The 17,756-nt window shown below is 58.7% G+C and carries 17 protein-coding genes; 13 read left to right on the top strand and 4 right to left on the bottom strand.

Going from position 1 to position 17,756, the window contains the following annotated elements; genetic code table 11:
- Nucleotides 1-75 precede the first annotated feature (75 nt).
- From EV561_RS18245 to EV561_RS18230, 4 genes are all read right to left on the bottom strand, one after another.
- Nucleotides 76-2,688: a hypothetical protein gene (locus EV561_RS18245; RefSeq protein ID WP_132523729.1), complete on the bottom strand. Its 2,613-nt coding sequence runs from the start codon at nucleotides 2,686-2,688 to the stop codon at nucleotides 76-78.
- A gap of 5 nt (nucleotides 2,689-2,693) precedes the next feature.
- Complete coding sequence (locus tag EV561_RS18240; protein ID WP_132523728.1) at nucleotides 2,694-3,566, bottom strand: protein-L-isoaspartate O-methyltransferase; 873 nt, start codon at nucleotides 3,564-3,566, stop codon at nucleotides 2,694-2,696.
- A gap of 80 nt (nucleotides 3,567-3,646) precedes the next feature.
- Entirely contained in the window at nucleotides 3,647-4,462 is an 816-nt protein-coding gene (locus EV561_RS18235) for a hypothetical protein (protein WP_132523727.1), read from the bottom strand.
- A gap of 21 nt (nucleotides 4,463-4,483) precedes the next feature.
- On the bottom strand, nucleotides 4,484-4,747 hold the full coding sequence (locus EV561_RS18230; RefSeq protein ID WP_245512723.1) for a hypothetical protein: 264 nt from the start codon (nucleotides 4,745-4,747) through the stop codon (nucleotides 4,484-4,486).
- A 329-nt stretch (nucleotides 4,748-5,076) separates the two neighbouring features.
- On the opposite strand from EV561_RS18230, the gene EV561_RS18225 reads away from it, so the two are divergent.
- From EV561_RS18225 to EV561_RS18165, 13 genes are all read left to right on the top strand, one after another.
- Entirely contained in the window at nucleotides 5,077-5,655 is a 579-nt protein-coding gene (locus EV561_RS18225) for a hypothetical protein (RefSeq protein ID WP_132523726.1), read from the top strand.
- Complete coding sequence (locus EV561_RS18220; RefSeq protein WP_132523725.1) at nucleotides 5,619-6,314, top strand: ABC transporter ATP-binding protein; 696 nt, start codon at nucleotides 5,619-5,621, stop codon at nucleotides 6,312-6,314. Before EV561_RS18225 ends, EV561_RS18220 begins: the two co-directional genes overlap by 37 nt.
- A complete protein-coding gene (locus EV561_RS18215) occupies nucleotides 6,311-6,988 on the top strand; it encodes an ATP-binding cassette domain-containing protein (RefSeq protein WP_132523724.1) in 678 nt (225 codons plus the stop codon). Before EV561_RS18220 ends, EV561_RS18215 begins: the two co-directional genes overlap by 4 nt.
- Nucleotides 6,989-9,643 (top strand): ABC transporter permease, encoded by a 2,655-nt coding sequence (locus tag EV561_RS18210; protein ID WP_245512722.1) that lies wholly within the window; start codon nucleotides 6,989-6,991, stop codon nucleotides 9,641-9,643.
- Nucleotides 9,644-9,768: 125 nt separating this feature from the next.
- A complete protein-coding gene (locus tag EV561_RS18205) occupies nucleotides 9,769-10,149 on the top strand; it encodes a hypothetical protein (RefSeq protein ID WP_165927849.1) in 381 nt (126 codons plus the stop codon).
- Nucleotides 10,150-10,488: 339 nt separating this feature from the next.
- Nucleotides 10,489-11,286 (top strand): undecaprenyl-diphosphate phosphatase, encoded by a 798-nt coding sequence (locus tag EV561_RS18200; RefSeq protein ID WP_132523723.1) that lies wholly within the window; start codon nucleotides 10,489-10,491, stop codon nucleotides 11,284-11,286.
- A gap of 23 nt (nucleotides 11,287-11,309) precedes the next feature.
- Nucleotides 11,310-11,903, top strand: coding sequence for a YqaA family protein (locus tag EV561_RS18195; protein ID WP_132523722.1), 594 nt, complete (start codon nucleotides 11,310-11,312; stop codon nucleotides 11,901-11,903).
- A gap of 66 nt (nucleotides 11,904-11,969) precedes the next feature.
- Nucleotides 11,970-12,863 (top strand): MurR/RpiR family transcriptional regulator, encoded by an 894-nt coding sequence (locus tag EV561_RS18190; RefSeq protein ID WP_132523721.1) that lies wholly within the window; start codon nucleotides 11,970-11,972, stop codon nucleotides 12,861-12,863.
- Nucleotides 12,864-12,908: 45 nt separating this feature from the next.
- The gene (locus EV561_RS18185) at nucleotides 12,909-13,910 is read left to right on the top strand and encodes an extracellular solute-binding protein (protein WP_165927848.1); all 1,002 of its coding nucleotides are present in this window, start codon (nucleotides 12,909-12,911) and stop codon (nucleotides 13,908-13,910) included.
- Between the two features lie 65 nt (nucleotides 13,911-13,975).
- Nucleotides 13,976-15,700, top strand: a complete 1,725-nt coding sequence (locus EV561_RS18180; protein ID WP_165927847.1) for an ABC transporter permease subunit — start codon at nucleotides 13,976-13,978, stop codon at nucleotides 15,698-15,700.
- Nucleotides 15,694-16,734, top strand: coding sequence for an ABC transporter ATP-binding protein (locus tag EV561_RS18175; RefSeq protein ID WP_132523718.1), 1,041 nt, complete (start codon nucleotides 15,694-15,696; stop codon nucleotides 16,732-16,734). Before EV561_RS18180 ends, EV561_RS18175 begins: the two co-directional genes overlap by 7 nt.
- A 30-nt stretch (nucleotides 16,735-16,764) precedes the next feature.
- Entirely contained in the window at nucleotides 16,765-17,520 is a 756-nt protein-coding gene (locus tag EV561_RS18170; protein ID WP_132523717.1) for a TMEM165/GDT1 family protein, read from the top strand.
- Nucleotides 17,517-17,741, top strand: a complete 225-nt coding sequence (locus tag EV561_RS18165) for a hypothetical protein (RefSeq protein ID WP_245512721.1) — start codon at nucleotides 17,517-17,519, stop codon at nucleotides 17,739-17,741. The genes EV561_RS18170 and EV561_RS18165 overlap by 4 nt, the downstream gene beginning before the upstream one ends.
- Nucleotides 17,742-17,756 lie beyond the last annotated feature (15 nt).

Here is a 17,756-nt window from a genome sequence, read left to right as displayed (position 1 = left end):
AGTTCGAGCATTACACACGCAAAGCGGCCATCGAGAGCGCCACATCCCGGAAATGCTACGCGGCCAGCCGTGCAGCTAATGTCCGGAAGTTTTCAGAATCGAAAAGAAAGCGGGAGCCGCAAGGGCATAGGCGAACGCGCTGATGCCCATAACGAGGCCAAATCCGACTGAGGTTGCGATGATCGGGACCAACGCCGCACCGACGACGGAAAAGCAGCCATTAACGCCCCAGGCCCACACGAAGAGAGGTTCTTTGCCAAGGCGGGCTAGCCAGCTCATTCCTGTCGCCATCGGGAAGCCCATTAGAAAGGCGGGCGGCGCGACGAGCAAAGCGCAAATCAAAATTCGCAACCCGTAAGGCAGCCCTCCAATGATGCTAAATGCGGTGGGAAGCGCGGCGGCATAGAAGCACAGCACTATAGCGATTCCGATGAGGATCGGCGGCATCGTATGCCGAGGTTTTTCTACCACGCGCTCGCTACAGAGACTGCCAATTCCGGAAAATATCAGCAGACACGAGATCAAGACCGAGGCCGAGATGGTCGGATTTGCTAATACCTGCGTAAAGCGGCTGATCAGCCCCACCTCCACCATTATGTAGCCGAGGCCGAGGCAGGCGAAATATAGGACGCTTCCTACCTTGCCCGGCATGCGAGCAAGAGGGCTCCGCCCCTGAAAAATGACCGGGAATAGGATCAGCGAGCCGGCAGCTACCGTCGCGATCCCAAGCGTCACCCATAGAACCAGATAGCCCCAATCGTCCTGGAACAGGTCAAGCCGATCGAGCGTCTTCGGGAGATCGACGAGTTTTTCGTATCCCGCAAAGTATGGTCGGTTGTCGGAAAGCGCTGAAACGTCGAAAGCATAGTCCCGCTGAAACGTTGTCCAATCTCCTCCCATCAAGCTCGACCAAGCCAACCGTGCCAAGCTCGTGGAGGGAAGGGGTGTTTTCGTCGTTCCGGCATCGTCATCAGGAGGCACGGCTCCGGGATCGGCGTCCGAACTGCTCGCATCGTCGATTGCGGTCGTTGGGCCGCTTCCGAAGATCGCGCTGCGAATATCCCCGAGCAGATGCGGGTTTGCCGGAGCATCGTTTGCGAAGCCCGGAGAGTAGATTTCGTCGAATGACATCGAACGAGTGTAAGCGCGCAGCTGGTCGATCTCGGATGTCGAAAAACCAGCCTTCTTGTAAAGCACCGTCGTGGTCGAAAGGTAGCTTGAGACGACAAAGAACGATTGCGCGGCATGATTTGGATCAGAAGCCTCTGCCGCCGCTGCCATCGTCGCATAAAGCTTCAGGACCGATTTCGGAGGGTCTTCCTTGTTCCATGCCGTAACGGACAGAATTCCGCCGTCGGCCAGGGCATTGATATATTCGGTCATGGCCTCCTGGGTGTACGCATAGCGCTCGACGATTGCGAAGCCGCCTGGGTTCGAGAGCCCCACGGATCCAGCAAGGCTGAGATCGATGACGTCGTACCGCCCGCCAGTATGCGAAAGATACAGCCGCCCGTCGCCCGCGACGATGTTGAGCGCGGGATTGTCAATCAGGCCTGCGAGATAACTCTTCAAAGTTTGGTTGCGAAGTGCCGCGACAACTGCTGGATTGCTCTCGGCGGCAGTGACGGATTGCGCGCGAGCGTGCAGCGCCACTCTTGACGATATGCCGCCCCCAAACTCGACTATGAACGCCTTCGGTTGCGCTTTGACAACATAGGGGTAGTGCGCCGGGAGATACTCATAGTATGCGGAGTTCTCTGGAGGGAGGTCACGCATGATGCCTTCCGGTCCGTCTCCATCGATGTAGAGCCCGAGGAATGCGTCGGACGGAACTTCTGGCATGTTGAAGGCTGCGTTGTCGGATAGCCCCGGCGCAAAATGCATGTAAGCGCTTTTGTAGATCTGCAGGTCGCCGAACGGCGAGACATTGCGGAAAAGCCGGGTTGCGTCGGGGAAATTCCGCGCATACGAGATTCCCTTGTATTGCGATACCGCGATCGGCGGCACGTCAAGCAGCCGCGGCAGGCACAGAAACGCTGCGATCGATGTTCCGGCGACGAGCGCGCCGACGATCGATGCGGCGGTTGCGCGCTTGGGGAGAAACCAGATCAGACCGCCACAGGCCCACAGCGCTAACGGCGACAGCAGCATGTCTTCCGGAGACAGCAGGTAGAGGGCGCCTAGCGTAAACAGGCCGCCGACGCCTGAGCCCGTCAGATCTGCGAAATAGAGGCGGTTGAATCCGCTCCGGCCTTTGAGAAAAACTGTCCCCAGGAACATCGCGCCGGAGAGAAAGGGGAGCAGATAGAGGAGGAAATTGGCAAGCAGACGCCATTTTTGCGTGGGATCCGACACGATGAAGATGGCGTTGAAGGGCAGTTGTTGTGCAAGCAGATTTGCCAGGACTGTGAGCGGACCCATCGACCAGAGCGTCGCGGATGTGACGATCCTCCAATGATGTTCGATCCACTCCCTGAACGCAAAAATGAACATGCTTGAAAGGCTGAAAGCCAGCATTGCCAGGCTAACGACCAATGAGCCAAAATGAGCCCAGCTGCCGACGGCAAAGACGCGCATTACCGCAATCTGGAGCGAGATGATCGAACCCGCGACGAGTGCGATGCAAAGCTGGACGCCGATCGATGCGTGAAACTCGTGAGATTGGAATAGGCGACGGTTCTCCTCCATCGCCCTCATCCGCCGCTATGCGTACCGTTAATAGAGCCGTTGTCGAGCTTGGTGAACGGAACGAAATTCACGACGGACCCGTGATAGATGTCCGAGCGATCGACGGCGATGGAACCGTCCGCGGCCTGGTTCTTGACAATTTTGAGCACGTGCTGCGCGCCGGGCGGACCGATCGGAATAACCATCACGCCATTGGGCTTCAGTTGCTGCAGAAGCGGCGGCGGCACGTGATCGATGCCGCAGGTAACGATGATCTTGTCGAAGGGTGCGAATTCGGGCCACCCGTAGTAGCCGTCCGAATTTCGCCGGTTGATCGCTCCATACTCGCTGTAGCCCCTCGAGATGAGATCGGAAAACACGCGTCCCGTCCGCTCGTAAAGCGGCCTGATAATCTCGATGCTCCAGACCCTGTTGGTAAGGTTTGAAAGGTATGCCGCCTGGTAGCCCGACCCGGTGCCCACCTCGAGAACCTTCTCTCCAAAGCGCGGGTTGATCGTGTTCGTCATCCTCGCAACCGTGTGAGGACCGGTTATCGTGACGCCGTAGCCGATATCGAGATAATGCCATTCATAGGCTCGCGCGCGATTTGGCGCCGTCACGAATTCCTCGCGCGGGGTCATCAGATAGGCTCGTTTGTTGCGATCGTCCCAGACGTCCTTATGCGCGATGAGCTGGAGAAATCGATCGTATCGCTGTGCCAGAAGGGCAGGGTCCTCGCCTCGATATTGAACCATCCAGTCCACGAACGCCTTACGGTCGTCCATTGGCGGCGCAGCGTTCCGGTCATGCGATATGGGCATCGCGGCTTCGACAAGTCGAGGCATCGCTCCCGTCGCCATCGCCCCGACGGAGGTTGCGATAAATTGCCGCCTATTCATGGGAATCTCCATCGCTGAGCATCTGTGAGTGGGATAGTTGCGGGCTTGGGTTTCCCCAAGCCCGCACACGACGTCGGCCGTTACCGGAGGGGCACACGGGCCTCGGCTTCGATCGTCGTCTCTGGTTCGGTCGTCTCCGGCTTGAAGCGGATTGTCATGTAGACCACGATGAGGACGATGACCGCCAGGAAGATCAAGCTGGTGTAGATCGTCCCGAGACCGAGGCCTCCATATTCCATAGGCTGGGAGAGATAGTCGCCAAATGACGCGCCAAGCGGCCGGGTCAGAATATACGCGAGCCAGAAGGCAAGGATGGCGTTCAGGCTGAACAGATAATAAGCGATGGTGATCGCCGCGATAATAGCACCGAAGATTACCCCGGTCGTCACATAGCCAAGACCGAAAACCTCGGCCACCAGATCGCCAACGGCCGTTCCCAGCGCGAAGGTGAAGAGGATCGCCAGCCAGTAGAAGATCTCTCTTTTGTCTGTCGAAATCGAATGGATGGACAATGTCCCCTCCGACTTCCACCACCAGTAGAAGGTAATTGCCAGAAGAATACTGAACACAATGCTCGTTGTTTGCAGGGCAACGCCGAAATTATCGACCAGATTGTCGGTGACAAGCGTGCCGACGATACTGATGAGCACCACGGCCAGCCAATAGCTCCACGGAATGTAGCACTTCTGTCTGAACTGGATCACTATCCCAACAATGAGCAGCGCCGCCATGATGAGCGAAGTTACGGTCAGACCTAGGCCGAGGTTGACCGCCAGGTAGTCGGCCGCGGTTTCACCCATGGTCACAGCCATGAGCTTGATCATCCAGAAGTCGACGGTGACGCGTGGAACGCGATTGAGTCCGTTTCGCGAACCTGTGGAGGTCGCTAGGGTCATGTCGTCTCTCCTTGCTTGGGATCACTTGCCCATGATCTTCATGGCATCGGCCGAGAATTTATCGGATCGCGTGTCGTCGTCGGCGTTGCAACGTTCGACAGCTTTGGCTTCGAGCGCGTCCACCTGCGCCTTGTCGGCGTCGCTCAGCTTGGCGGTCGCTTTGGCGGCGCGCATATCCTTCAGTGCTTCCTCACACGGTACGGCGGCATGAGCTGGAGCGGCCGCAATGACGAAGCCAGCCATAAAGATGGAGTTGAGAAAGGCAGCGGTAACGAGGGTTTTCAAGGTGGTCTCCATTTTTTGATCTACGAACCTGCCATCCCGACCGTGGCGTCTTTCCGTCCACGGGATTGGCATGCGTAAAGCTGTAGCGGCGGCGACTTACGTCTCATTGTCCGAAAGAATACGGATCGGTAAGATTTTTGGGCTCTTGGCGGAACTTGGTCGGAAAAGGCGGGATTCGGATCGGGGTGGCTCCATGCCCCTGTTTGACGAGGGCTAGCGGTCACAGAAGCGAACGGATCTCGCGCAAATTACAAAATGGTAAGCATCTCCTCATGTCCCCGAAATAATCGGGCGCGATCCTGCTTTCGAGTATTTCGGGAGATCGCAACATGTTCGGGAAGCGCCTAATTCCAATTTGTACGATCGCTGTGCTCGCCATGAGCGCGACAGTCGGATTGATGTGCGGCTACAGCTTTGCCGCAGAAAAGGCCGTTGCGCCTGAGCACAATCCTCCGGGAGACATTCCGGACAATCAGGTGTTCATCGCCTATGTGGCCAATGGCTTTGCCATGAAGGTTCCGGAAGGCTGGTCGCGCAAGGACATTCCGGGTGGCGTAAGTTTCTCCGACAAATACAATCTCATTGACGTTTCGATCGCGCCAGCCGCGGCGGCGCCGACGGTCGAGGAAGTGAAAGCCCACGAGGCCAAGGACATTGCCGCTGGCGGTCATGCCGAGAAAATAAGCAATGTCGCGGCCGTCAAATTACAGAGCGGCCCAGCCGTGCGTATCGATTACCAGTCGAACTCTCAGCCCAACGCAGTCACGGGCAAGAAGATAAGGCTCGAGCGCGTCAGGTACTTGTTCTTCAAAGCAGGTCGGCTGGTCACGCTCGACATGGCGGCACCATTGGGGGCGGACAATGTCGATCAATGGCTTCTGATGGCAAATTCAGTGAGCCTGCCGTGACGCCCGTTGCCGAAGCGACTGAACTGTACCGCTTCTATCACAAAGGTGATGAAGAGACGGTCGCATTGCGCGGCGTCTATCTGACCTTGAAACGCGGTGAGCTGGTTGGGCTGATGGGACCATCCGGAAGTGGAAAATCCACATTGCTCGCCTGCCTCGCCGGGCTGGACGATCCCGATGGCGGTCGCGTCACCATCTGCGGCGAGATCATGAGCCGACAGGCGCAGCGAGCGCAATCACTTCTGCGCCGTCGACATATCGGTATCCTGCTGCAGCACGGCAATCTCCTCGAACATTTGTCCGTAGCGGACAACCTTCGTCTCCAACAGGATCTGGCCGGAAAGGGAGACGTTGCCGCGCGGCACGCAATTCTGGAGCGCCTTCGGCTGGACCATCGGAGCGGATCTTTGCCTTCGCAATTGTCTGGAGGCGAGGTCGCGCGAGCTGGGCTTGCGGTCGCCTTGGCGAACGCTCCCGTCCTGCTGATCTGTGATGAGCCGACAGCGGAGGTCGATGCACAAACGGAAGCGGATATTATACAGATGCTCAAGGAGCAGGCGCAAAACGGCGCCGCAGTTCTGATCGCCACCCACAGCGATGCCGTCGCGACGGAAGCCGATCGCATCGTTAGACTGCGTGACGGAAGGGTCGTCTCTTGAGATCTCCCGGTCAGATCCTGGTCGACGTGGACCGCGCGAAGCGAGTATTTTCCGCGGGTGGAGCGCCGACCGTTGCTTTGGAAAAGGCCACTTGCCGCGTTTCGGTCGGCGATCGTATCGCGTTGGTGGGACAGTCAGGCAGCGGAAAGTCAACGCTCCTGCACATCATGGCGGGCCTCGATCAGCCGACATTCGGAACTGTAAAGTGGCCCGCATTCGGCGCCGTCGGAGGGCTCCGATCCGGCAAGATCGGCATCGCCTTCCAATCCCAGAGCCTGGTCGGATGGCTGACCGCCGTGGAGAACGTCGCACTGCCGTTGCAGTTGGCGGGGCACGGAGAGGACGCTCACGGAAATGCTCACGACGCGCTCGCCCGCTTCGGCCTGGATCATCTGTCCGACAAGCTTCCGGAAGAACTTTCCGGGGGACAGGCGCAACGTATTTCCCTCGTTCGAGCCACAATTACAAATCCGCCGCTGTTTGTTGCGGACGAACCCACGGGTCAACTGGATCGTCAGACTGGAAAGGAGCTCGTCGACATGCTGTTCCAGTGGGCTGACGAGAACGAAGTCGCAGTCGTTGTCGCGACCCACGACTTAACGATCGCGGAGAGATTTCGGACCATTTGGACCATGCAGCGCGGTCTTCTTTATCCCGCGGTCGGAGAGTTTTAGATGATAGTCCTGATGTGGCTATGTGGGGTGGCGAGGACCCGCTCGGGACGCCTTGCCGGAATGGCGATCGGCATCGCGGTGACAGTCGCATTGCTTTGCGATCTCGGAACGTTCCTCAACCAGAGCGCCGCGTCGATGACCATTCGCGCCATTCGTGGTGTTCCGATCGATTGGCAGGTCGAGTTGGCGCCCGGAGCCGACGTCCAGCAGATCAAGGACGCCGTCAGGGCGGCCACGACCGTCCGTAGTCTGGAGGATGTCAACTATGCAGACGTCGACGGCTTCGAATTCAATTCCTCCGATGGCGTCCAGGTAACAGGCCCCGGCAAAGTCGTGGGCATTTCGGCGGACTACCTTCAGGCCTTTCCGGGCGGCTTTCGGCTTCTCTCGGGTAGCATGAAAGGACCTATCCTGCTGCAGCAGACCGCCGCTAATTTACATGCTGCTCCTGGCGACGCGATCACAGTGCATAGACCGGGTCTGTCCGATGCCAGCATAACCGTCGCCGGGGTGGTAGACCTGACAACCGCGGATACCTTTTTTCAGGCTGTCGGCGTGCCGAGGGGTTCGGCGCCCCCAGCACCTCCGGACAACGCAGTCATTCTCCCGTCGGAGCAATGGCATGGATTGTTCGATCCATTGGTGTCGGTTCGTCCGACTGCGACGCGCCAACAGATCCATGTTCTTCTCGATCATCGCAGTCTGCCGTCGGCTCCGGATGCAGCCTATCTCTCCGTCAGCCAGGCAGGACGCAATCTTGAAGTGCGGGTCGCAGGCAGCGCATCATTGGCGAACAATCTGGCGGCGCAGCTTGACGCGACGCGCGCCGACGCACTGTATGCCCACGTTCTCTTCCTCTTTCTTGGAGCGCCAGGCGTCGTGCTGGCGACCCTGCTGACAATAGCCGTCGCCGGCGCCGGGGCGGACCGGCGGAGGTTGGACAGCTCGCTGCTAAGGCTGCGCGGCGCCGATTACTGGCCGATATTCAGATTTGCGCTAGCTGAAACGGGGCTTATCGGGGTGGTCGGGAGTTGCCTTGGAACTGCATTTGCTGTCGCCACGGCCCCTTTGTTCGGCCAGACGGCATTCGGCGAGGGGCGGGCGCTTTGGGTCGTCGTCGCTTCGGTCGTTGGACTGTGCCTCTCGGCGTTCGCCGTTCTTGTCCCCGCGATGCGGTCGGCGCGACAAATGTCGATCACGGAAGCTCGACAGATCGTCGGACGGAGGCACGAGCCTCTGTGGGAGCGCCTTTTCATCGATTTGATCTGCCTCGGGCTTGCAGGTCTGGTATTTACCGAAACAGCTACATCCGGTTACCAGGTCGTCCTTGCGACCGAGGGCGTGACCGCCATCTCCGTCGACTACAATGCCTTCCTTGCTCCCATGCTTCTATGGATCGGTTCGGCACTTCTGACGGTACGGGTGATCAGGTTCGTTCTGGCTCACGAACCCGCCTTGCTAGTCTCCCCCGCTCGGATGCTTGTGGGCAATAGCGCACCTGCGCTCCTGTCATCGCTTCTCCGCCAACGTGGCCGAATATCTGCAAGCGTCGCATTCGCCGCTCTCGCAACGGCATTCGCGGTTTCGACGGCAATCTTCAATACGACCTATCAAGCACAGGCCAATGTCGATGCATTGCTGACAAATGGCGCGGATGTCACGGTTGCGGGCACCGCTACAGCGCCTGCCGGGCGGTTGCTCGATAGACTCAGGCGCATCACGGGAGTCATTGCCGCCGAGCCTATGCAGCACCGATTTACCTACGTAGGAACCGATCTGCAGGATCTCTATGGAATCGACGCCGAGCGGATCCGGAATGCTACGCCCATCGTCGACGCCTATTTCGGCAATGGCGATGCGGACGCCTCGCTTGCGGCATTGGCTCGGACCGAAAATGCTGTCCTTGTCTCCGAAGAAACCGTCACCGATTTCCAGTTGGCCATCGGGGATACGATCAATCTTCGAATCCAGACCGCGGATGGAGCATACCATCCGGTCCCGTTTGTGTTTGCGGGCGTCGTCCGAGAGTTTCCTACTGCACCGAGGGACAGCTTCGTGGTCGCCAATGCCGGATATGTCGCGCGAATGACCGACCTGAATTCGGCGGAAACAGTTCTTATCAAGACCTCACGCGAACCCGATGAGGTCAAGGCGGCCGCGGCTGATCTCGTCAGCGGTCTGCCCGGAGCAAGAGTCACGGCCCTTTCCGACGCGGCGCACGTCATCGGTTCGAGTTTGACGGCAATTGATCTGGCCGGATTGACGCGGCTTGAACTGGCCTTTGCATTTGCCTTGGCGGTCGGAGCGACCGCGCTAATGCTTTCATTGGGGCTTGCCGACCGGAGGCGGAATTTCGCCATTCTGTCGGCGTTGGGAGCAACGCGGCGGCAGCTGTTGGGTTTCATTCTCGCTGAGGGGCTTTTGGTTCTGCTCGGCGGAGCGCTTTTCGGCGTTTGGACCGGCTGGCTCGTCGCAGATATGCTGGTGACGGTTCTTCAGGGCGTATTCGACCCGCCTCCGGAATATCTCAGCATCCCGTGGGCGTATCTCGTCAGTCTGGCGGTTGTGACATTGGTTACGACAGGTGCGGCCCTGGCAAATGCCATACGTGACGCCGTTCGCGCACCCATCGAAAGGCTGCGTGAATTTCGATAAATCTCCTCGCTCCAAATGTGCTCACCTTACAAAACGGTATGTCTTGAGCGAGGTGAAGGTAAGCAAGGCCCAGCATTCTACGTTGCAGCGCGGCATAAAGATCGCGCTGGAAACGGAGATTGTCTATGAAGAAACTGTTGCTCGCCCTTTCCCTGCTTGCGGTACCTGCAATTGCGCCCGTCGTCCTTCCATCACCGACACTTGCGGCGGCGCCGAGCGCTCTCGGGGACCTGTCGTCCTTCCAGACGATCGCAACCGATACACTCAAGCTCGTGGACGCCGGTGATCTGGCTGGTGCTCAAAAACGCATAACCGATTTCGAAACAGCATGGGATGCTGCCGAGCCAACGCTTTACGCTCTGGACAAGGCGGACTGGATGGTTGTCGACAAGGCTGCCGATGGTGCGATTTCGTCTTTGCGTAAGCCCAAGCCGGACGCCGCTAAGGCAAAAGTGGCGGTTAAGAAGCTGATCGCCACTATCCAAACCCCGAGCGCAAAAAAGTAGCCGGTCGACGCGCAGCGGGTATCCAATACTTTGTTCCACTGGAGCCTGCGCACCAGATGTGCGCGGGCGAACGAACCTCGGGTCACAGTCGCGGGTTGGGTTATCCGTCGGCGAGAGGGCGACCCGTTCGCGAGGTTGGTTGGAGAAGTCCTGCCGCTTCTCGATAGGCGTTTCTCCGGAAAGTTCCTTACCTATCTGTAAGCTGCCGGACAGGCAGTCGTATGAATTGCCCGCTACTGCCTGATTGAGTGGCTTTGTTCAGAGCCCGCATTTTTCTTGAGTAATTTCCGGTTTTCAGAATGTCCGGACGTTGGGGCATTCCTTCATAAGGACGCGTACGTGCCCGATATTTTGAATGCACTGGTTCTGGGGATCGTTGAAGGACTTACAGAATTCATACCGGTTTCCTCGACGGCTCATCTCATCCTCATGGGCAAACTTCTCGGGTTCGGGTCGGCCGGCACCTTTGACATTCTTATACAGCTAGGGGCCATCCTCGCGGTGGTCATCGTTTATTTCGAGCGGCTTCTGATGATTGCAAGACAGATAGGCCGCAATCGCAGGGCACAGCATTTCGTCGTCGCAGTTCTCCTTGGATTTCTGCCCGCGGCGGTAATCGGCGCCCTGACGCATGACTTCATCAAGTCGGTTCTCTTCGATGCGCCGACACTCATATGCATCGTTCTCATTCTTGGTGGACTGCTTCTCATCGCTGTCGACAGAATGGTCTTCAATCCGGTTCATCACGAGGCCATGGACTTTTCGTGGCCGATGGCTGTTAAAATCGGGTTTTTTCAGTGCCTGGCGCTGGTTCCCGGTGTCTCGCGCTCCGGATCAACGATTGTCGGCGCTCTCTTGCTCGGCGCGGACAGGCGATCTGCGGCCGAGTTTTCATTTTTCCTCGCCATGCCCACAATGCTTGGGGCGTTCACCCTCGACCTTTATAAGAGCCGCCATGAACTGGACTTCCACCAAGGCAGCCTGATCGCGATCGGCTTTGTCGCTGCATTTTTCTCCGCCCTGATAGTCGTGCGTGGACTCCTCAACTTCGTTTCGAAGCATGGGTACGGCGTCTTCGGGATTTGGAGAATTCTGGTGGGAGCCGGAGGATTGCTCGTCCTCACGTGGCCATGGTGAGTACGCATGGGAGCGAATGAGCGATGATGGGCAGGCTTCGCGATTGGACGATTTCGTTGGCGTCGAGTCGGTCCGCCGAGGTGTGGCTTGCGGTCACTGCTTTCGTCGAGAGCTCCGTCTTCCTTGTTCCGGCGGATGTCCTCTTTATTCCCATGGTGCTAGCTCGTCCGTCTAGGCAATATCGGCTTGCGGCAATCGCAACGATCGCTTCTGTCGCCGGCGGTATCGCGGGCTGGCTGCTTGGTTATTACGCCTATGAGGCGGTGGCAAACCCCATCCTTGCGTTCTACGGAAAAGATGCAGCATTCGAGCATATGCGGTCCTATGTCGACGCAAAATGGATCGCAATTCTCCTTGTGACCTCAGGTCTTTTTCACGCTCCCCCGATCAAGGTGGTCACGATCCTCGCGGGCGTCGTCAAAATGAACCTCCTCCTGTTTGTGGTTCTGGCAACCGCGGCCAGAGGCGCGCGCTTCTACCTGCTCGGATTTCTTCTCGCCCGCTACGGCGAAGCAGCACTCGACCTTTTCAAGCGGCGGACGATGCTCGTGACACTTGTGGCAATGAGCGTGACCGTCGTCATTGCGATCACTTACGAAATGATGCGTCGCCCATAGTTTGTCATGTTCGTGAAATAAACATTTCATAGATAGCAACCGTGAAATGTTTACAACGAGACCGCAATGACGAGCTATGATCCTGACGAACGCCTGTCCTTGAACGAGCTTATTGATGCCGCGCTTCCGGCAATGTCGCCGGCCGAGCAGAGGATGGCGTCCTTCTTCAAGACCCAGAAGCAAGCGGTCTTGCTCTCGTCGGCAGCCGAAATCTCTGCAAAAGCCGGAACAAGCGACGCCACGGTCGTTCGCACCGCACGTACCCTGGGTTTCGACGGCCTTGCCGACTTGCGCGAGGCCATACTTGCGGATTTGACGGCGTCCGGTCCGGAAAGCCGCCTCAGCCGAACGTTGGAAGACCTGGGGCAGGATCCGGGCAGTGCCCTCGGGCTCGTGCTGCGCGCGCATCGCGAGAGCTTGGAAGTGATGTCGTCGAGCGCATTTGCGGACGCCTTCGCCAAGGCAGTGAAGATCTTGTTTTCCGCCCGGCGCCGCTTCCTTTTCGGCATCGGGCCCTCCGGAAGCGTCGCGGAATACGCGTCCCTGCAGTTCAACCGCCTCGGCCTGCCGACAAGTGCGTTGTCGAACAGCGGCATCGGGCTGGCTGACCAAATGATCTCGATGGAGAAGGGGGATGCGATCATGATGATCGCGCACGCCCCGGTCTACCGCGAAGTGACTGTCGTCCTCGAACACGCGCAAGCGCATGGAGTGCCGGTCGTCCTCGTTGGCGACAGCCTGTTCCCGCATGTCAGCGACCAGATCACAGAACTGCTGCCTGTTTCGCGCGGCCGTGCCGATAACCTTTCGATGCACGGAGCGACCATTGTCTTGGTCGAGGCGATGATAGTGGCGCTTGCCGCCGAAGATCGCGAGGCGGCGCTCTTGTCCCTGGCAAAATTCGGCGCGCTGCGAGGTGCGATCGACAAGCATTGGCTGAAGCGCGGTGTCAAAAAATAATCTTCGACCCACGCCCCGCATTCGGGGATTTTCAGAGGAATGGCAATGAAACCGATTAGATATTTGAGTTCTATATTTGTCGCGTTTTCCGCGGCTGTAGGTAGTGCGCACGCTGCAGACCATCTGGTTGTGTATTCCGCACTCGACACGGTCGATTTCGCCGCCAAGGCATTCACCGAAAAGACCGGAATCCAGGTCGACCTCGTTCGATTGTCCACGGGCGAACTCCTGGGCAAGGTTGCGGCCGAAGGTGACAATCCGAAGTTCGACGTCCTGTGGGTCGAAGGATCCGCCGTAATGAACAGGCTGGCAGATCAGAAAATCCTGAAGCCTGAACCAGGGCTAGCCGACAGTGCCGATTACACCGATCTGGGCCACCGCCTCGTACCCAAGAGCCAAGCCTACTTCCCCGTGACCGTCTCGACGACCGCAATCGCTGTCAACGACAAGAAGATTGGAAGCGCGCAGCCGCCGAAATCCTGGAAGGATCTTGTCGGTTTTGCCGGGAGCGTCGCTGCCAAGGACCCGAACCTGTCTGGACCTGCATTCCAATGGCTGGCAGGCTATTTTGCAGACAAGGGGGTCGAAGCTGGCAAACAGGAGCTGCAGAACATCCTCACCAACACGAAGATCAGCGGTATCCCCAGCGGCGGCGCCGTCAACAAGTCTCTGATCACCGGCGATGCAAGCGTCGCGATCCAGCAGGATACATCCATCTACGCGTTGATCGATCAGAAGGAGCCGATCTCGATCGTCTATCCGAGCGAAGGCGTGGTCGCGATCCCGTCCAGCGCTGGCGTTGCACGCACGACGCAGCATGAAGACGAGGCGAAAAAGTTCATCCAGTTCCTCCTCACGAAGGAAGGCGAGAATGCGATGGAGCAGGCCGACGGCGGCGACGGATTCTTCGCGCCGTTGATCCAGGGCGTGAAGGCAAAGGGTGCTCGCGTCGACAATACGTCGAGCTGGCAGATCCTCGACGATGCGAGGGCCTCGGCTAACGAAACAGAGTGGAAGCAATGGTTCAGGGACCAGTTCGTACCATGATCGGACCGGTGGCGCGGAATCTCCGCGCCACCGCTATCGACGACGGGATCGACGGAAGAATGACGATGCGTTCATCTATCGCTTCGGGCAGGGCCAGGGGCTGGGGAGGCGGAGCTCCGCTGTCCTGGCTCTTCGCATTCGTCCTTATCGGACTTCCGATGCTGCTTGTCGTCGTGCAGGCCGTCGTTCCGAAGCTCTTTGATCCAACGGCTCCAAGCATCGCCGTGTCGATTGAACCGCTGTCGCACATGGTGACCTCTCCGCGATTGCTTCGCGGGATCATCAATACTGTCGTCCTTGGTCTGGTCGGAGCGGTTGTCTCCACCCTTTTCGGCCTGGCGCTGGCTCTTGTGGTTCACCTGACGGACGTGCGCTTGGGCACAGTTTGGAAGTCGCTGCCGTGGGTGGTGTTCGCGACGCCGAGCTATCTGAAGGGGCTCGCCTGGGTTCTGCTCATGTCGCAGGGCGGCTATCTGGTCTACCTTGGAATCCTCACGCCCGCGCAGGCCTCGTCCTTTTTTGGACCTCCGGGCCTCCTGCTTGTGATGGCGCTGTCCCTCTTTCCCGTGCCGTATTTCATTATCCGCGCAAGGCTGGAAGGCATCGGTGGCGAATATATAGACGCCGCGCGCATGGCCTCGGCGAATTCCGCAAGGACGATCATCCTCATCGTCGTTCCTATGATCATGCCCGCGATCGGGCTGTCGTTGCTCACGAGCTTCGCAGAGATTGTCGGAGACTTCGGCATTGCAAATACCATCGCTCGCTCGATGAACCTCGGCCTTCTGACCTACAACATCTATGCCGCGACTTCGAGCTTTCCCGTGGACTTCGCGGCGGCAGGAGCTCAGGCGTTGCTCCTGGGCGTTCTGGTCTCGGGCTCCGTCGTCGCGGCCGCATCTGGAGGTACCCAGCGGGACGCCCGTTTCCTCTCCGGACGAAACCGCACTCTTCGTCCTTATCGCCTGCGCCTCTGGCAGCCTTTGGCCATCCTCCTTCTCTCTCTTCTCACGATCGCTGCGGCGGTGTTGCCTCTGCTGGCGGTGGCGCTCCGGGCCTTGACGACCTCTCTCGGCGCAGGCTTGTCGCCATCCAACTTTTCTTTGAGCGCCCTGCGAACCGTCTTCGACACCTCCAGTGTCGCGGGGCAGGCATTGGTGTCGAGCTTCGAATATGCGTTCGCGGCCGCCTTCTTTACCGTCGCATTCGCGATCGTCTTCGCCTATCGGGTGTCGCTCGCCTCGAAGAGGACGCGGGTGCTAGCGGCGGGTCTCGCCATGGTGACAGTGGCCGTTCCGGGTATTATCCTCGCGTTCGGATACATCCTCCTCTACGACCGCGTTCCGGGCTTCGAAGACTTAGGGCTCTATGGTACCAGAACCTTGCTCGTGCTGGGTTATTGTGCCGCGGCGCTTCCCTATTGCCTCATCTTCATGTGGGCCGCGCTCGACAGACTCGGCTCCTCGATAGGGGAGGCGTCACGTCTCGCGGGCGCAGGTCCGCTTCGCCACCTTCGCCTGATCGTCGCTCCCCTGATCGGCAAGGCGATCGCCGCGGCGTTCGGAGTTACGATGATCCGCACCATCTTTGAACTTCCCATGTCTCAGTTTCTTATGCCTCAGGCCGGGCCAGCCATTCCGGCGCTGATCGTCGACGATTTCACGCAGGACAGGGACGCCGTCGCGTGCGCGCTCGCGCTTGTCGCACTTCTTGCCGTCGCCGTTGCCTCGGGTCTCGTTGCCTTGATTGGCCGTTACAACTTCAGATCAAAAGAGGCCGCATCATGGTAAAATACGCGCTGGAATGCATAGGGGTCAGGAAATCCCTCGGCGGCAAGACGGTGCTCGACCAACTCGACATCTCGGTCGAGCCCGGAGAAGTCGTGGCGCTCGTCGGTGCCAGCGGCTCTGGCAAGTCCACGCTGCTTCGATCGATCGCGGGTTTGACGGATCCCGACGCAGGCGAAATCAGAATCCACGAAAGCACCGTGTGGTCCCAACGCAAGCAGGTGGCGGCGGAACATCGCAATGTCGGCCTCGTCTTTCAGGACTATGCTCTCTGGCCGCACATGTCGGTGCGCAAGAATTTGAGCTTTGGTCTGGAGGCCAAAGGATATGATCGGCGCGAGATCGCTAGGAGAATAGACCACGCCCTTGAGATAACTCATCTGGGAGCGCTGGCGGAGCGCCGTCCAAGCGAGCTCTCCGGAGGCCAGCAGCAACGGGTGGCGATCGCGCGTTGTCTTGCCATGAGACCGCGACTTCTTCTTCTCGACGAGCCTCTGAGCAATCTGGATGCGGTGCTACGCGATGATCTTCGTGCAGAGATGATGCGGCTGATACGCATGGAAGGAATGTCCGCCGTCTATGTGACCCATGATCAGGTCGAGGCGATGGCGGTATCCGATCGCCTAGCGGTCATGGACCGGGGTGCGATCGTGCAGCTTGCGACGCCGGAGTCCATCTACGAGTCCCCCGCCAATCCATTTGTGGCCAGGTTTCTCGGCGGTTTCTCTCTCCTCAACGGCGTTGCGTCCGACGGCAGCTTCAATATCTCGGGGGTCGACAGCGTACTCAACCACGCGTCGTCAGGGCTGCAAGGTGCTGCCGTTCTCGTCGTCCGGCCGGAAGACGGGCGTCCCGCCACCGGATTGAACGATCTCACGGGTGAAGTGGTCGACAGTGCTTTTCAAGGGCGGTGCTGGCGCTTGCAGGTCCGGGTCGGAGCGGACGTTCTAAGGCTGGATTGGCCTCATAAGGAACAGACTGGCTCCTCCTTATCATTTTCGCTTCCGCCGGAGCGATGCACAATTCTTCCGGCGTGAAGCAGCATTCAAGAAAGTTGGAATGACACTATGACCACCATTACAAGTATAGCCTCGACGATAACGGCGTCCTTTCTCGGCTCGTTCGTAGAGGTCGTCGAAGCATTCACGATCATCCTCGCCGTTGGCATCACCCAAAGCTGGCGACCCGCCTTTATCGGCACCGGACTGGCGTTGGCGACACTTGCCCTTCTTGTTCTCGCACTGGGGCCGCTGATCGCATCGATCCCGATCGAAGTGATGCAGCTCGTCATCGGCACCTTGCTGGTGCTCTTCGGGCTTCGCTGGCTTCGAAAGGCAATTTTGCGAGCATCGGGTTTCATCGCATTGCATGACGAAGGCAAGGCGTTCGCCTCCGAAACGGACAACCTGAAACGCCAGGCATCCGATGGGCGCGCCGATTTTCTTGCGGGTCTCGCGGCGTTCAAGGCTGTGCTCTTGGAGGGCGTGGAGGTCGTCTTCATCGTTCTTGCGACCGGGGCAGGCCAGGGAATGATAGGCTATGCCAGCCTGGGAGCGCTTGCCGCCTGTGTTCTGGTCCTTCTCGTAGGCCTCGTCTTGCACAAGCCGCTTACCGCGGTTCCCGAAAACACCCTCAAATTTGTCGTCGGCTTGCTTCTCAGTGCTTTCGGCATCTTTTGGGTGGGCGAGGGGATGGGCGCTAGCTGGCCGGGCTCCGACCTCTCACTTCTGCCAATATTTGCGGCTTTTGCAGTCTTCTCGTTCGTGGCGGTGCGCATGCTGCGCCAGTTCCATCACACTCGCATCCAGGGAATTGCACAGTGAGCATTTTGAAAACCGCCTTTGAAGAGCTGATGGGTATGTTCATCGACGATGGCGCGCTGGCGTCATTGTCGCTGGTATTGATCGTCGCGGTGGTGATCGGTGCCAAGACTGGATACGTCTCCGGCCTTGTCGCCGCTCTGATCCTTCTGGTCGGAAGCCTGCTGATCCTGGCGGAAAGCGTCTCGCGAGCCGCTCGGACGAAGTTCCGGACCAAGAACTGATCGCTCCGGCCAATC

Source organism: Rhizobium sp. BK376 (genome assembly GCF_004341625.1).
GTDB lineage: Bacteria > Pseudomonadota > Alphaproteobacteria > Rhizobiales > Rhizobiaceae > Rhizobium.
The sequence above is the reverse complement of the archived record's forward strand: the minus strand, read 5'-3'. Positions and strand labels throughout refer to the sequence as shown.

Excerpts from the sequence above, each read along its gene's own strand:
- EV561_RS18245 (WP_132523729.1), bottom strand. The coding sequence starts at position 2,688 with ATGGAGGAGAACCGTCGCCTATTCCAATCTCACGAGTTTCACGCATCG.
- EV561_RS18240 (WP_132523728.1), bottom strand. The coding sequence starts at position 3,566 with ATGAATAGGCGGCAATTTATCGCAACCTCCGTCGGGGCGATGGCGACG.
- EV561_RS18235 (WP_132523727.1), bottom strand. The coding sequence starts at position 4,462 with ATGACCCTAGCGACCTCCACAGGTTCGCGAAACGGACTCAATCGCGTT.
- EV561_RS18225 (WP_132523726.1), top strand. The coding sequence starts at position 5,077 with ATGTTCGGGAAGCGCCTAATTCCAATTTGTACGATCGCTGTGCTCGCC.
- EV561_RS18220 (WP_132523725.1), top strand. The coding sequence starts at position 5,619 with ATGGCTTCTGATGGCAAATTCAGTGAGCCTGCCGTGACGCCCGTTGCC.
- EV561_RS18210 (WP_245512722.1), top strand. The coding sequence starts at position 6,989 with ATGATAGTCCTGATGTGGCTATGTGGGGTGGCGAGGACCCGCTCGGGA.
- EV561_RS18205 (WP_165927849.1), top strand. The coding sequence starts at position 9,769 with ATGAAGAAACTGTTGCTCGCCCTTTCCCTGCTTGCGGTACCTGCAATT.
- EV561_RS18195 (WP_132523722.1), top strand. The coding sequence starts at position 11,310 with ATGATGGGCAGGCTTCGCGATTGGACGATTTCGTTGGCGTCGAGTCGG.
- EV561_RS18190 (WP_132523721.1), top strand. The coding sequence starts at position 11,970 with ATGACGAGCTATGATCCTGACGAACGCCTGTCCTTGAACGAGCTTATT.
- EV561_RS18185 (WP_165927848.1), top strand. The coding sequence starts at position 12,909 with ATGAAACCGATTAGATATTTGAGTTCTATATTTGTCGCGTTTTCCGCG.
- EV561_RS18180 (WP_165927847.1), top strand. The coding sequence starts at position 13,976 with ATGCGTTCATCTATCGCTTCGGGCAGGGCCAGGGGCTGGGGAGGCGGA.
- EV561_RS18175 (WP_132523718.1), top strand. The coding sequence starts at position 15,694 with ATGGTAAAATACGCGCTGGAATGCATAGGGGTCAGGAAATCCCTCGGC.
- EV561_RS18170 (WP_132523717.1), top strand. The coding sequence starts at position 16,765 with ATGACCACCATTACAAGTATAGCCTCGACGATAACGGCGTCCTTTCTC.